This window comes from Pseudomonas sp. (assembly GCF_049590575.1).
Classification (GTDB): domain Bacteria; phylum Pseudomonadota; class Gammaproteobacteria; order Pseudomonadales; family Pseudomonadaceae; genus Aquipseudomonas.
Genome location: NZ_JBAWDE010000392.1, coordinates 34,922 through 47,607 on the forward strand (window position 1 = coordinate 34,922; position 12,686 = coordinate 47,607).

Here is a 12,686-nt window from a genome sequence, read left to right on the forward strand (position 1 = left end):
GCACTGCGATACCGCACGTTCAGTGAAGGAAGGTCAGGACTTCGCCAAGCAGCAACTCGGGGACTTCTTCGGCGATGTAGTGGCCGGCCGGCAGGGCTTTGCCACGCACGTCGGTGGCGACTTTCTGCCACTCCTTGAGCGGCTCGAAGCAGCGGCCGACCGTGCCCTCGGCTCCCCACATGACCAACAGCGGCAGAGTCAGTTGATGCCCGGCGTCGATGTCGGCCTGGTCATGCTCAAGGTCGATGCCAGCGGCGGCACGGTAGTCCTCGCAGATACCCGTGGCGGTGCCCGGCAGTTGCAGGCAACGCAGGTATTCGGCGAAGGCTTCATCGGTAAACGGCTTGAGCCCGGCACTGCGGCTGCCCATCACGCTGCGCAGGTACAGCTCGGGGTTACTCTCGATCAAGGCTTCCGGCAGCGGCGCCGGGCGAATCAGGAAGAACCAGTGCCAATAGGCACGGGCGAAGGCTTCGTCGGTTTGCGCATACATCGACAGCGTCGGCGCGATATCCAGCAACACCATGCGTTGCACCGCCTTGGGGTGGTCCAGCGCCAGGCGATGGGCTACGCGGGCGCCGCGGTCGTGGGCCAACACCGAAAATAGCTCGAAGCCCAGGGCCTGCATCAGTTCGAGGCCGTCGCGGGCCATTTCGCGTTTCGAATAGTTCAGGTGTTGGTCATCGGCTGGCGGCTTGCTGCTGTCGCCATAACCGCGCAGGTCGGCAGCGACCACGGTGAAGTGTTCGGCCAGTTGCTCGGCGACTTTATGCCAGATGACATGGGTTTGCGGGTGCCCGTGCAGCAGGAGCAGGCCGGGACCGGTGCCGCCTTTGCGGTAGCTGATGTCCACGCCATTGACGTGGCACTGGTCTTTCTGGAATCCGGCGAACATGGAATGACTCCTTGTGATGACTGCCTGCATCCTGGAGTCGCGCGGCGTTCGCGGCAAGGGCGAAAGCGTGGAGGAGGGGTTCATGAAGTGTGTAGGAGCCGGTGGCCCGGCTCCCTGTGCATCAGCCTTGCTTGAACATGGCTTCGGCGCGCTCGCGGATCTGCCCTTCGGTCAGGTCTTCCTGGCGCGTAGCGAGGAACCACAGGTGCCCGAACGGGTCCTTCACGCTCGCGGACCGGTCGCCATAGAACTGGTCTTTCGGCTCGGAAACCACCGAGGCGCCTGCGGCAATCGCTTGTTTGAATTGCGCATCGACGTCGTTCACGTACAGGTGCAAACCGACACTGGTGTGTTCATCCGGATTGCGCAGGGCCATTTGATCGCAAGGCGTACCCAGCATGATCGCCGAGTCGCCAATGCGCAGCTCGGCGTGGCCGATCCTGCCGTCGGGCATGTCCAGGCGCATGACCTGCGTGGCGCCGAAGGCTTTCTTGTAGAACTCGATGGCTTCGCCCGCTTTGTCGATGCCCATATAAGGCGTGACGCTGTGATAGCCCTCGGGAATGGGTTTAGTGCGCATATCGTTCTCCTTGGGTGGTGGTGATGGAGGCACGTCCCTTTCACTATAGGCCACGTTTCACCTGGCCTGCAGATCAGGGCGCCACGGTCGGCTCGAGCAGCTGCGCCCCTGGCCCCTGCTCACCGAGCTGATCACCCTGATTGCGCAGCGGGCACGCCTCCAGCGACAAACACCCGCAACCAATGCAGCCATTGAGCTTGTCGCGCAGCAGCATCAGCTTGTTGATCCGGTCATCCAGGTCTTGCCGCCACTGCGCCGACAAACGCTCCCAATCCTTGGCGTTGGGCGTGCGCCCGTCCGGCAGCGTCTGCAAGGTTTCGCCAATCGTTGCCAGCGGAATGCCCAGGCGTTGGGCGATTTTGATCACCACCACGCGCCGCAACACGTCCCGTGGATAACGCCGTTGATTGCCAGCGTTGCGGTTACTTTTGATCAGCCCCTTGGACTCGTAGAAATGCAGGGCGGTAACCGCCACGCCACTGCGCGCCGCGAGTTGGCCGACGGTGAGTTCCTTGTTGAGCATGTAAAAACTCCCAAACAGCGCTTGACCTTGACTTAACTAGAGGTTTTACCCTGCGTGGCATCGAATCGCAAGATTCTGCCTACAAAGAAAGGGGAGTGTTCATGCAGGTATCAGAGAAAAGTCGCAGCTTCACTCAATTGATCGAGTTTCAGATCGAGCCCCAGCAGCAACTTGCCCTGGTGGCGGCCTTGTCCACCCAAAGCGAGCGCCTGGCCCAGGGCCATGGCGGCTTTATCAATGCGAGCGTGCAGGTCAGCGATGACGGGCGGCGGGTACTCAATTACCTGCAATGGCGCTCGCGCGAGGACGGCGAGGCGGCGTTCAAATGCTTCGAGCACGGCGAGGAGGATTTCTGGACGCTGATCCGTGCCCACCAAGCCACAGCCGTGACCTTTGGATCGTTCCAGGTGCTGCGCAGCTTCGAGCGCAGCCATGACAACGCGCTGCACTGCCGCCTAAATGGATAGATGCAGCATCCGTTCGCCCTGCACGTTTTCTCCCGGCCGGCGCTTGTTCACCGCCAGCTCGCCGATCTTGATCAGCCGGGTGCGCGTGACGTTGCGGCTCAGGCCCAGCAAGTTGGCGGTGTGCACCTGGTTGTAATGGCTGAAACGGTAGGCGGCGCGCAGCAGCGCATCTTCGACCTTCTCATGCAGGGCGCCGGCCTGCTCTTCGAAGAGCTTTTGAAAGGCCCGTTCCAGTAATGCTTCGGCGCTGTTGTCGGCGCCGTGCTGGCTGTCGTCCTGACGCTCGATGCGCATGTTCGACAGGCGCAAGTCGTCGCGCTCGATCAGCCCGTTGCGGCAAATCAGCAAGGTGTGGTGAATCACGTTTTCCAGCTCGCGGATATTCCCCGGCCAGCTGTAACTCTTGAGTTTGTGTTCGGCCTCGCGGCTGATGGTGACCGGGCCGTAGCCCAGGCGCTGGCTGTAGGCTTCGATAAAGTGCCGGGTCAGCGGCAGGATATCGCCGGGGCGCTCGCGCAAGGGACTGAGTTCCAGGCTGACCACGTCGAGGCGGTAATACAGGTCTTCGCGAAAATGCCCGGCATTGATGGCTTTCTCCAGCTGCACATTGGTCGCCGCCAGTACGCGCACATCAATCGGAATGCTCTTGCGCGAACCCAGGCGCACCACTTCACGTTCCTGTAATACGCGCAGCAACTTGACCTGAATCGCCATCGGCAGATCGCCGATTTCGTCGAGGAACAACGTGCCGCCGTCGGCCTCTTCAAACCAGCCGGCCTTGGCGCTGAGGGCGCCGGTAAACGCGCCTTTTTCATGCCCGAACAGTTCGGCCTCCACCAGCGATTCGGAGAACGCTCCGCAGTTCACCGCCACGAACGGCCGGTTGCGCCGCGCACTGAGGTTGTGGATATGGCGTGCCACCAGCTCTTTACCGGTGCCGGTCTCGCCGATGATCAGCACGCTGGCTTCGCTGGGCGCCACTTGCTGGATATGGTCGAGCAGTGCCTGGGATTTCGGGTCTTCGAAGACCTGGGCCGTGGCGCGGATCGAGGTCGCGAGTGCGGGCGAGGGCGGTAAGGTTAAAAGCTGCATGGGCACCTCTCTTAGGAATAGAACGTCGGAATCGGCAGGGACTGGTTCAACGCCCAGTCCCCCAGTTCGTGGAGTTTGTAGTCCACCGGGTCGTGCAGGGTTTGCGTGCGCAGGTTGCGCCAGTGCCGGTCCAGGCGCAGCGAGGCGTGGGTGGAGCGTGCCCCGGTGACTTCAAACAGGCGACTGCACAGGTCCAGGCCCTGACGGGTGGCGGCGACCTTGGCGGTGGCGATGGCTATCGCCAGTTGGCCGCGCTCGTTTTCGCTGAGGCTCGGGCCTTTGGCCCATGCCTGGTCGAGCCGCTCGGCGGCGCGTTCCACCAACAGCCGCACGCCCTCCAGGGCAACCCAGAACTCGCCGTAGTGATGCAGCACGTAGGGGTCTTGGCGTACGTCATCGGACGACGATTTGTGCCAGGCGCGGGTTTCGGTCAGGGTGTAGTTGCGCGCTTCTTCAAAGGCGCCTTCGGCAATCCCGAGAAACATATGTGTGAAGGTCAACTGCGCGATCAGCGGGCGCAGGCAGGCGAACGGCGTACTCAGCGGGCCTGGGTCGAGCAGCAATTCCGACTCCTCGACACGCACCCGCTCAAAGCTGGCGCTGCCGCTGTCGGTCTGGCGCTGGCCGATATTGTTCCAGTCGTTGTGCAGGGTGATGCCGCTGCGGCCGCTGGGAATCGCGGCGATCAGCAGCTTGCCGCCGGCGCTTTGATCCACCGCTGAGGCGATCAACATTTCCGAATCGCTGGCGCCGGAGCAGAAGCTTTTCTTGCCGGAAAATTCGCGCCAGCCGCCGAAATCCTTGACCAGCGTGCGTGTGTCCAGCGGGTTGAGGGCGTTGCCCCAAAACCAGTTTTTACGCGCGGTCTGTTCGAACCAGGGCTGCCATTGGTCCGGGCGCGAAAACAGGCGCACGGTGGCCAGCATCAAGTGGTGAAAACCGAAGACATGCGCGATGGAGCTGTCGACCTTGGCGAGTTCGCGCACGATGCCCAATGTCTCGCTCCAGCGCGCGCCAAGGCCGCCGTACTGGGTGGGGATGCTCAGGGCCAACAGACCGCTTTGGCGCAGGGCGTCACGTTCGGCTTTGGGGGTGCCACCGCGCTCGTCGCGTTCGACGGCAGTGAGGGCGAATTTGGCGGCCAGCAGTCTGGCGGTCTGCAAAGGGGATGGCAGGACGCTGTGGGGTTTGGCTGTCACACGGTGTTCCTCAATAAGGTCAAAAGCCGAGCACGTTCTGATTGGCGAGGGCATTCAGAGGTGGGAGCTGGCTCCCACTTAAAGCAAATCCCTGCGTCACTAGGCTTTGGCCGGCAGTACATCGTTGGCGATCATTTCGCCAAACGGGCCGGTGAGGTTGGTGATGCCACGCCCGGCAAGGCTGGCGTAGGGTTCCGGCAGCAGCGGGAACACCAGTTCAGCAAAGCGATAGGCTTCTTCCAGGTGCGGGTAGCCGGAGAAGATGAAGCTCTCGATTCCCAGGTCCGCGTATTCCTTGATGCGCTCGGCCACTTGCTGCGGGTTGCCCACCAACGCGGTGCCGGCACCGCCACGCACCAGGCCGACACCGGCCCACAGGTTGGGAGCGATTTCCAGGTTGTCGCGGCGCCCGTCGTGCAAGGCAGCCATGCGTCGCTGGCCTTCGGAGTCAAAGCGCGAAAAGGATTTTTGCGCGGCGGCGATGGTTTCGTCGCTGATGTGTTCAATCAGTTTGTCGGCGGCTTTCCAGGCGTCTTCCTCGGTTTCGCGCACGATCACATGCAGGCGAATGCCGAACTTCACGGTGCGCCCGTGGCGGGCAGCGCGTTCGCGTACATCCGCGAGTTTTTCGGCGACGGCGGCGGGCGGCTCGCCCCAGGTCAAGTACACGTCGACCTGTTCGGCGGCGAGGTCGTGGGCGGCGTCGGAGGAACCGCCAAAGTACAGGGGGGGATAAGGCTTCTGCACCGGTGGGTAAAGTGCCTTGGCGTTTTGCACACGCAGGTGTTTGCCTTCGAAATCTACCGACTCACCCTGCAATACGCGGCGCCAGATCTGTAGGAATTCGTCGGAGACTTCGTAGCGTTCGGCGTGGTCGAGGAAGCTGCCGTCGCCACGGTTTTCGTCGGGGTCGCCGCCGGTCACCACGTTGATCAGCAAGCGGCCGTTGGACAAGCGGTCCAGGGTCGCAGCCATGCGTGCGGAAACCGTCGGCGAGATAATCCCCGGGCGAATCGCCACCAGGTAACGCAAACGCTCGGTCAATGGCACCAGTGCCGAGGCGATGACCCAGGAGTCTTCGCACGAGCGCCCGGTAGGAATCAACACGCCGTAGTAACCCAGGCTGTCAGCCGCCTGGGCGACTTGCTTCAGGTAATTGAGAGTGACTGGCCGCGCACCTTGGGTGGTGCCCAGGTAATGACCGTCGCCGTGAGTCGGCAGAAACCAGAAAACATCCATGACAAATCCTTAAGCGATTTTCAGCAGGGAGGGGGAGTGCGCGGCAAACAAAGGCGCTGCGCGTTCTGCCGCCAGTTGAATACGGGCTTTGAGTAACTCGCTGGTGATTTGGTAATCGGTGAAATCGGCTTCGGTGGCGTAGACCCCGATCGGCAGGGTCAGGGCCTGGAAGAACGCGAACAGCGGGCGCAGTTGATGATCGAGTACCAGTGCGTGCCGTTCGCTGCCGCCGGTAGCGGCAAGCAATACTGGCGTGTTGATCAGCGCGTTGAGGCCCACCAGGTCGAACAGGTGCTTGAGCAACCCCGGGTAGGAGCCGCGATACACCGGCGCGGCGACGATCAGCAGGTCGGCCTGTTCGATGGCCAACAGTCGCGCCTCGACCTCGGCCGGCAACTCTTCGCGCGACAGTGCAGCGCCCAATGGCCGGGCAATATCGCCCAATTCGATCAGGGTGGACTGGATCGGCAGCAGGGTGGCAAGTTCGGCCAGCAGGGCTTGGGTCAACACGAGCGTGCGCGACGGGCGCCAGGTTCCGCCGGAGAGGGCAACGACATTCAGTGGACGGGTCATGAACAGTTCCTTTTTCAACAGTGGTTCATAGCAGGTGTGGTGCAGGCGTTGAGCAAGAGCTGTACCAACGGCTACAGGCCTTGATGGGCAAGGGCTGCAGGTTCACTGCTGAAAAAGCCGGTGTTGTCTGACTGCTGATTTGTTGAATGGCTGTTGCTCGGGCAACAGTTGCGTGGGCAACAGTAACGGGCAGATGAAAGCCAGTTATAGAGTGTTACGTTTATTCCGTAAACGAACGTATTTCCATATTTATAGGTCGTAAAGGAATATATAGCCGCCGCTATCGAAGGTGTATCGGCGGTTGATAGCAACTATCACGGGAGGTGATTTTTCAGCGTGCCTGGGCGGGAGTAGCCTGTGTTCATTGACTTGAAACCTACTTCGCAGAGCTACCGCCATGAACCGATTTCTCGCTGTTTCCTTATTGCTTGTCGCCTCCGTCCTTGCCGGTTGTGCGAACCATCTTTCGCCTGAACTGCGCCCCTACACGGCAGAAGAAACCAAACAGTTGGCCCTGGAGGCACTTGGCCGTCGCGGGTTGTCGTTTGATGAATACCAACAGCAACGCGCCGCACTGACCGGCCAGCCACAGAAACCCTTCGGCTTTGATCGCCAAGGCGAAATGAATGCCGAACGCAGCGTGACCTTGCATGGTCGTCCCAGTTGAGCCTGCGCACAGCGGCAAAAAGCCCGAGGCTTCCCCTAAGGAACCTCGGGCTTTTTGTTTGCCATTCGGCGACTTCAGCCTGTTAAGCTGAATTTCAGGAGCGTTCCTACGCACATTTACATAAAGTGGTCCTTCTTTAATGGCACTCGATCCGGTAAACCTGACAATCTCTGTCCCGGTCGACGCCCCTGAGACGCTGCTCTCGGGAACCTGCTCTGCGAGTCTTAACTGTCATGAATAAACGTCCGCTGTACTTCGACTACGCCGCCACCACCCCGGTGGATGAGCGGGTCATCCAGGTGATGGTCGAGTGCCTGGGCTTCAATGCCAATTTTGGTAATCCTGCGTCCAGCTCCCATGCGTTCGGCCAAGCGGCCCGGCAAACGGTTGAGCAGGCGCGTCGCCAGGTCGCTGAATTGGTCGGTGCCCAGCCTGAGCAAATCGTCTGGACCTCTGGCGCCACCGAATCCAACAACCTCGCCATCAAGGGTGTAGCCCAGGCGCGGGGCGTGGCGGGTGGGCATATCATCACCAGCCAGATCGAGCACAAAGCCACGCTGGATACCGCCCGGCAGTTGCAGGAAGCCGGCGTGGCGGTGACCTATCTGGTGCCGGACGCAGACGGGTTGATCAGCGCCGACGCGGTGAGCGAAGCCTTGCGCGAGGACACTTTCCTGGTGTCGCTGATGCTGGTGAATAACGAATTGGGCACTCTCAATGACATCCCGGCCATCGGCGCCCGTGTGCGTGAACACGGCGCGTTGTTGCACGTGGATGCGGCCCAGGGCGCGGGCAAGGTGGCGATTGATCTGGCTGAGTGGCCAGTGGATTTGATGTCGTTTTCCGCGCACAAACTGTATGGCCCCAAAGGTATCGGCGCGCTGTATGTCGGGCCACGGGCGCAACAGAAAGTGTTGGCGCAGATTCATGGCGGTGGCCACGAAGGCGGCTTGCGCTCCGGCACATTGGCCACCCACCAGATCGCGGGCATGGGCACCGCGTTCGCGCTGGCGGCTAAGTCTTTTGCTGACGAGAAGGCGGTGATCGTCGCCTTGCGCCAGCGCTTGCTCGACCAGTTGGAGTCGGTGCCTGGCGTGCGCCTCAATGGCAGCCCGACCCAACGCATTCCCCACACCCTCAGCCTTACGTTTGGCGAGGGTGAATTTAATTCCGCCGCGCTGAGTGCGGGCATCGCTTTTTCCGCAACCTCGGCCTGCAACTCGGCAAGTAATGCACCGTCCCACGTGCTTCTGGCGTTGGGCCACGACGCGCGCAGCGCCGGTCGCACCATTCGCTTGAGCCTGGGCCGGTTCACCACCGAGCAGGACATCGACCAGGCCGCGCAGTTGATCAAGGCTGCACTGGCCAGTGCGCCGGCGTTCTGGGCGGTCTGATTGTTCATTCGCAACACATAATAATTATTCGTGGTCAGCAGGAGACACAATGAGTACGCAGCTTTTGTCCCATGGAACGGTACCCCAGCGCCTGGCGCACACCCGTGAACTGATGAGCCGCGAGGGCATTCACGCCCTGCTGGTGCCGTCGGCCGACCCGCACTTGTCCGAGTATTTGCCGGGTTATTGGCAAGGCCGTCAGTGGTTGTCGGGTTTCCATGGATCGGTCGGTACGCTGATCGTCACCGCGGATTTCGCCGGTGTGTGGGCGGATAGCCGCTACTGGGAACAGGCGACTAAAGAGCTCAAGGGCAGCGGCATCGAGTTGGTCAAACTGCAACCCGGCCAGCCCGGGCCGCTGGAGTGGTTGGCCGAGCAAACGCCTGAAGGCGGTGTGGTGGCAGTCGACGGCGCGGTGATGGCCGTGGCCTCGGCACGCACCTTGGGCGGCAAGCTGGCGGAACGCGGCGCGCGCCTGCGTACCGATATCGACTTGCTCAATGAAGTCTGGCAAGACCGCCCGCCGTTGCCCAACCAACCGATCTATCAGCACTTGCCGCCGCAAGCCACGGTCAGCCGTGCTGAGAAACTCGCCGCATTGCGTGCCAGCTTGAAGGAAAAGGACGCCGACTGGCACTTCATTGCCACCCTGGATGACATCGCCTGGCTATTCAACCTGCGTGGTGGCGACGTTTCGTTCAACCCGGTGTTCGTGTCCTTTGCGTTGATCAATCAACAGCAAGCGACGTTGTTTGTCGCGCTGAGCAAGGTCGATGCCGAGCTGCGAGTCGTGCTGGAGCAGGACGGCGTCACGTTGCGTGATTACAGCGAAGTGGCGGATGCGCTGCGCGCGGTACCCTCGGGCGCCCGCCTGCAGGTCGACCCGGCGCGCGTGACCGCAGGCTTGCTGGAAAACCTCGATGCCGGCGTCAAGCTGGTCGAAGGGCTGAACCCGACCACCCTGGCTAAATCGCGTAAAAGCCTGGCTGATGCGCAGCATATCCGTCAGGCCATGGAGCAGGATGGCGCGGCGCTGTGCGAATTTTTCACCTGGCTCGACAGCGCCTTGGGGCGCGAGCGCATCACTGAACTGACCATCGACGAACACCTGACCGCTGCGCGCACCCGTCGCCCGGGTTATGTGTCGCTGAGTTTCAACACCATTGCCGCGTATAACGCCAATGGCGCGATGCCGCATTACCACGCCACCGAAGAAGAGCATGCGCTGATCGAGGGTGATGGCTTGCTGCTGATCGACTCGGGTGGCCAGTACCTGGGTGGCACGACGGATATCACGCGCATGGTGCCGATCGGTACGCCAAGCGACGAGCAGAAGCGCGATTGCACCCGCGTGTTGAAAGGCGTGATTGCCTTGTCCCGTGCGCATTTCCCCAAGGGCATTCTATCGCCGCTGCTGGATTCGATTGCGCGCGCGCCTATCTGGGCTGAAGGCGTGGACTACGGCCACGGTACCGGGCATGGCGTAGGTTATTTCCTGAATGTCCACGAAGGCCCGCAGGTGATCGCCTACCAGGCCGCCGCCGCACCGCAGACCGCGATGCAGCCGGGCATGATCACGTCCATTGAGCCGGGCACTTACCGCCCAGGGCGATGGGGCGTGCGTATCGAGAACCTGGTATTGAACCGTGAAGCGGGCAAGACCGAATTCGGTGAGTTCCTCAAATTCGAAACCCTGACCCTGTGCCCGATCGACACGCGCTGCCTGGAGCCGTCGCTGCTTACGGCGGACGAGCGTGAGTGGTTCAACGCTTATCACGCTGAGGTGCGTGAGCGCTTGAGCCCGCTGCTCAATGGCGCGGCGCTTGAATGGCTGCAGGTGCGTACTGCAGCCATTTGATCAGGTGCAGTTATTCACCGGCAACAGCGCTTGGCGATAGACAGCTAGTTCAGGGCTTCGCGCACAAAATCCAGACGGTCCTGACCGAAGAACAGCTAGTTGCCTACAAACATGCTGGGCGCACCGGGTATTCGAACCCAGGCCGGCAATGGCACCGGTGAACAGGATCGTGCCTCGATGGCGGGGACCATGCGCTTGGCCACTTCATGCGCATTCAGGAAGCCGGAGAACCAGGCCATCTCCCCTGTCTTGAAATACTTGCGCGCGGATTTTCCTCGAGGGTGCTGCAGGGCGCATTGGCGGCGATGTTGAACACGAACGCTTCAATGGCTCGCAGCTCGGTTCCGATCTGTTCGACGCGATCACGTCTTCTTCTTTACGCGCGTCGCAGGCGAAGCCATGGGCCGATTGGATACCGTCAACCAAAGGCTGCAATTTGTCGGTGCTGCGGCGTGTGACGCAGGCCACGTAGCCTTCGCGGGCGAAGCGTTTGGTAATGGGGCCACCGGTTGCGTCGCCGCCGCGCCGTAAAGGGGCGGACTTGTATCAGTAATTAAATATGAGCAGTCGCGGACGGACTGCTCGGACGATCACTTGCAGATGACAATCATGCTACGGCTGGTGTAGCCGGCAGGGTTGAGACCGAAGGGGTAGTCCCCTGGCTCTTCGGAATTGTCACCAGACTTGGCGATAACCCGGTAGCCCTTGGCGCCGCACGAATTGGTTGCACTGGTGTAGCACTGGTCCCAAGAAGATGAGAGGCCGGAACAGTTGATATGCAGCCCTTTTTTGCCCCGTTTTACTTCTGTCTTGGTGGTCGCCGCGCAGCCAGTAATTACCACGACCATTAACAGTATCAAAATTCGCTTCATTCCTATCCTTAATAGCCGCTTCTTTATGCTTGAAGCTGGCTCTACTCGCTCTCGAGTGTAGCGTTGGCGCTGTCCCTGTCGAAAATCTCCATGAATGACATTCGTTTACGGCTTAAACATGGCCTAAATGCGCGGCAAATGCCAGAGCTACAATCAAAGATGTTTCAATCCGCCGGAACCAGCGGCGTCGACTCTTTGCGCATGGTGACTGTCGCCCCTACGGAGGCCAGAATAATGCAGGTGATAGCCAGCCATTGCGCCAGGGATAGGTGCTCATGGAGGAAAAGCAGACCAGAGAGCGCGCCGAATGCAGGTTCGATGCTCATGAGGGTGCCGAATGTGCGGGCGGGCAGGCGAGTCAGCGCGACCATCTCCAGCGTGTAGGGCAGGGCCGTAGACAGTATGGCGACGGCGATAGCCACTGGAATCAAAGCTGGAGTCAGTAAAGCGGCACCCGCATGGACGATGCCGATGGGGGCGATAAACAATGCGGCGATCATCACGCCAAGGGCGGCGGTCTGCACGCCGTTATCGTTACCGGCTTTCTGGCCGTACAGGATATAGAGCGCCCAGCACACACCAGCGCCCAATGCGTAGCCTGCTCCGACCACGTCGATCCCGGCACTGGCTTCCCCCATGGGGATCAACAATAGAAGGCCGATGATCGCCAGCGCAATCCACAGGAAGTCTACCGCGCGCCGCGAAGCATAGATGGCTACTGCCAACGGCCCGGTGAATTCGAGGGCTACCGCGATGCCTAGTGGCACGCTGCGCAAGGACATATAGAAGAGAAAGTTCATGCCGCCCAGTGCCATTCCGTAAACGACCACGGTGCGCAGGGATCTAGCTGTCAGCCTGGCGCGCCAAGGGCGTAACAGTAGCAGCATGATCACGCTGGCGAAGATCAGGCGCAAGGCGGTCGTGCCCTGGGCTCCGACGATAGGAAACATGCTCTTGGCCAGCGACGCGCCGGACTGGATGGACGCCATTGCGATTAACAACAGGCCCACCGGGAACAATGCCGAGGCTAGGCTGCGAGGGGAGGTGGTCATTAGGGGGTGTTCGTCCGAGGTCGTATATATAAGAAGGCGCTATGATGCTTAACTGTTTGGCATTGAGCAATATATTGCTCAACTGTCCTGTTGCTTCTCTCTATATAGAAGGGAATTGCAGGTTTCAGGGCTGGTTGATAGAAAAACCAAATTAAGGCTTGACGGCAGATTCTGGAAGTCTATAATTCGCCCCACTTCCGGCGCAGTCGAAACGGAAAACTCCTTGGTAAACAAAGAGTTATGCGGGATTCGACAGTGAGTTGCTTCAGTTCATC

13 protein-coding genes and 2 pseudogenes are annotated in these 12,686 nt (G+C 60.8%); 4 read left to right on the forward strand and 11 right to left on the reverse strand.

Annotation, left to right across the window (positions count from 1 at the left end):
- Positions 1 to 19: 19 nt before the first annotated feature.
- The 3 genes from WBR57_RS27315 to soxR all read right to left on the reverse strand — a co-directional run bounded on the left by WBR57_RS27315 (position 20) and on the right by soxR (position 1,998).
- Positions 20 to 895, reverse strand: coding sequence for an alpha/beta fold hydrolase (locus WBR57_RS27315; protein ID WP_424088298.1), 876 nt, complete (start codon positions 893 to 895; stop codon positions 20 to 22).
- A gap of 121 nt (positions 896 to 1,016) precedes the next feature.
- The gene (locus WBR57_RS27320; RefSeq protein ID WP_424088300.1) at positions 1,017 to 1,475 is read right to left on the reverse strand and encodes a VOC family protein; all 459 of its coding nucleotides are present in this window, start codon (positions 1,473 to 1,475) and stop codon (positions 1,017 to 1,019) included.
- Between the two features lie 73 nt (positions 1,476 to 1,548).
- Complete coding sequence (gene soxR, locus WBR57_RS27325; protein ID WP_424088302.1) at positions 1,549 to 1,998, reverse strand: redox-sensitive transcriptional activator SoxR; 450 nt, start codon at positions 1,996 to 1,998, stop codon at positions 1,549 to 1,551.
- A gap of 101 nt (positions 1,999 to 2,099) precedes the next feature.
- Between soxR and WBR57_RS27330 the strand changes: the two genes are divergently transcribed.
- Positions 2,100 to 2,465, forward strand: a complete 366-nt coding sequence (locus tag WBR57_RS27330; protein WP_424088304.1) for an antibiotic biosynthesis monooxygenase — start codon at positions 2,100 to 2,102, stop codon at positions 2,463 to 2,465.
- Here WBR57_RS27330 and WBR57_RS27335 read toward each other — a convergent pair.
- The 4 genes from WBR57_RS27335 to msuE form a co-directional block, all read right to left on the reverse strand.
- A complete protein-coding gene (locus WBR57_RS27335; RefSeq protein ID WP_424088306.1) occupies positions 2,454 to 3,557 on the reverse strand; it encodes a sigma-54 interaction domain-containing protein in 1,104 nt (367 codons plus the stop codon). The two genes, WBR57_RS27330 and WBR57_RS27335, sit on opposite strands and share 12 nt — an antisense overlap.
- 11 nt (positions 3,558 to 3,568) lie before the next feature.
- Positions 3,569 to 4,756, reverse strand: a complete 1,188-nt coding sequence (locus WBR57_RS27340) for an acyl-CoA dehydrogenase family protein (RefSeq protein ID WP_424088308.1) — start codon at positions 4,754 to 4,756, stop codon at positions 3,569 to 3,571.
- A gap of 99 nt (positions 4,757 to 4,855) precedes the next feature.
- The gene (ssuD, locus tag WBR57_RS27345) at positions 4,856 to 5,995 is read right to left on the reverse strand and encodes an FMNH2-dependent alkanesulfonate monooxygenase (protein WP_424088310.1); all 1,140 of its coding nucleotides are present in this window, start codon (positions 5,993 to 5,995) and stop codon (positions 4,856 to 4,858) included.
- Between the two features lie 9 nt (positions 5,996 to 6,004).
- Positions 6,005 to 6,568, reverse strand: coding sequence for an FMN reductase (gene msuE, locus WBR57_RS27350; RefSeq protein ID WP_424088312.1), 564 nt, complete (start codon positions 6,566 to 6,568; stop codon positions 6,005 to 6,007).
- A 397-nt stretch (positions 6,569 to 6,965) separates the two neighbouring features.
- Here msuE and WBR57_RS27355 point away from each other — a divergent pair, with 397 nt between their 5' ends.
- The 3 genes from WBR57_RS27355 to WBR57_RS27365 all read left to right on the forward strand — a co-directional run bounded on the left by WBR57_RS27355 (position 6,966) and on the right by WBR57_RS27365 (position 10,487).
- Entirely contained in the window at positions 6,966 to 7,235 is a 270-nt protein-coding gene (locus WBR57_RS27355; RefSeq protein WP_424088314.1) for a hypothetical protein, read from the forward strand.
- 233 nt (positions 7,236 to 7,468) lie between these two features.
- On the forward strand, positions 7,469 to 8,629 hold the full coding sequence (locus tag WBR57_RS27360; protein WP_424088316.1) for a cysteine desulfurase family protein: 1,161 nt from the start codon (positions 7,469 to 7,471) through the stop codon (positions 8,627 to 8,629).
- A gap of 49 nt (positions 8,630 to 8,678) precedes the next feature.
- Positions 8,679 to 10,487 (forward strand): aminopeptidase P family protein, encoded by a 1,809-nt coding sequence (locus WBR57_RS27365; protein WP_424088318.1) that lies wholly within the window; start codon positions 8,679 to 8,681, stop codon positions 10,485 to 10,487.
- Between the two features lie 44 nt (positions 10,488 to 10,531).
- On the opposite strand, the pseudogene WBR57_RS27370 reads toward WBR57_RS27365, so the two are convergent.
- From WBR57_RS27370 to rhtA, 4 genes and pseudogenes are all read right to left on the reverse strand, one after another.
- Positions 10,532 to 10,612 (reverse strand): annotated as a pseudogene (locus WBR57_RS27370) (2-hydroxychromene-2-carboxylate isomerase); the annotation flags it as partial.
- A 13-nt stretch (positions 10,613 to 10,625) separates the two neighbouring features.
- Positions 10,626 to 10,985, reverse strand: a pseudogene (locus tag WBR57_RS27375) (SDR family NAD(P)-dependent oxidoreductase); the annotation flags it as partial.
- A gap of 92 nt (positions 10,986 to 11,077) precedes the next feature.
- Complete coding sequence (locus WBR57_RS27380; RefSeq protein ID WP_424088320.1) at positions 11,078 to 11,359, reverse strand: hypothetical protein; 282 nt, start codon at positions 11,357 to 11,359, stop codon at positions 11,078 to 11,080.
- A gap of 164 nt (positions 11,360 to 11,523) precedes the next feature.
- Entirely contained in the window at positions 11,524 to 12,411 is an 888-nt protein-coding gene (gene rhtA, locus WBR57_RS27385; RefSeq protein WP_424088322.1) for a threonine/homoserine exporter RhtA, read from the reverse strand.
- Positions 12,412 to 12,686: the final 275 nt, after the last annotated feature.

Coding starts and splice junctions, on each gene's coding strand:
- WBR57_RS27315 (WP_424088298.1), bottom strand. CDS start 895: ATGTTCGCCGGATTCCAGAAAGACCAGTGCCACGTCAATGGCGTGGAC.
- WBR57_RS27320 (WP_424088300.1), bottom strand. CDS start 1,475: ATGCGCACTAAACCCATTCCCGAGGGCTATCACAGCGTCACGCCTTAT.
- soxR (WP_424088302.1), bottom strand. CDS start 1,998: ATGCTCAACAAGGAACTCACCGTCGGCCAACTCGCGGCGCGCAGTGGC.
- WBR57_RS27330 (WP_424088304.1), top strand. CDS start 2,100: ATGCAGGTATCAGAGAAAAGTCGCAGCTTCACTCAATTGATCGAGTTT.
- WBR57_RS27335 (WP_424088306.1), bottom strand. CDS start 3,557: ATGCAGCTTTTAACCTTACCGCCCTCGCCCGCACTCGCGACCTCGATC.
- ssuD (WP_424088310.1), bottom strand. CDS start 5,995: ATGGATGTTTTCTGGTTTCTGCCGACTCACGGCGACGGTCATTACCTG.
- msuE (WP_424088312.1), bottom strand. CDS start 6,568: ATGACCCGTCCACTGAATGTCGTTGCCCTCTCCGGCGGAACCTGGCGC.
- WBR57_RS27355 (WP_424088314.1), top strand. CDS start 6,966: ATGAACCGATTTCTCGCTGTTTCCTTATTGCTTGTCGCCTCCGTCCTT.
- WBR57_RS27360 (WP_424088316.1), top strand. CDS start 7,469: ATGAATAAACGTCCGCTGTACTTCGACTACGCCGCCACCACCCCGGTG.
- WBR57_RS27365 (WP_424088318.1), top strand. CDS start 8,679: ATGAGTACGCAGCTTTTGTCCCATGGAACGGTACCCCAGCGCCTGGCG.
- WBR57_RS27380 (WP_424088320.1), bottom strand. CDS start 11,359: ATGAAGCGAATTTTGATACTGTTAATGGTCGTGGTAATTACTGGCTGC.
- rhtA (WP_424088322.1), bottom strand. CDS start 12,411: ATGACCACCTCCCCTCGCAGCCTAGCCTCGGCATTGTTCCCGGTGGGC.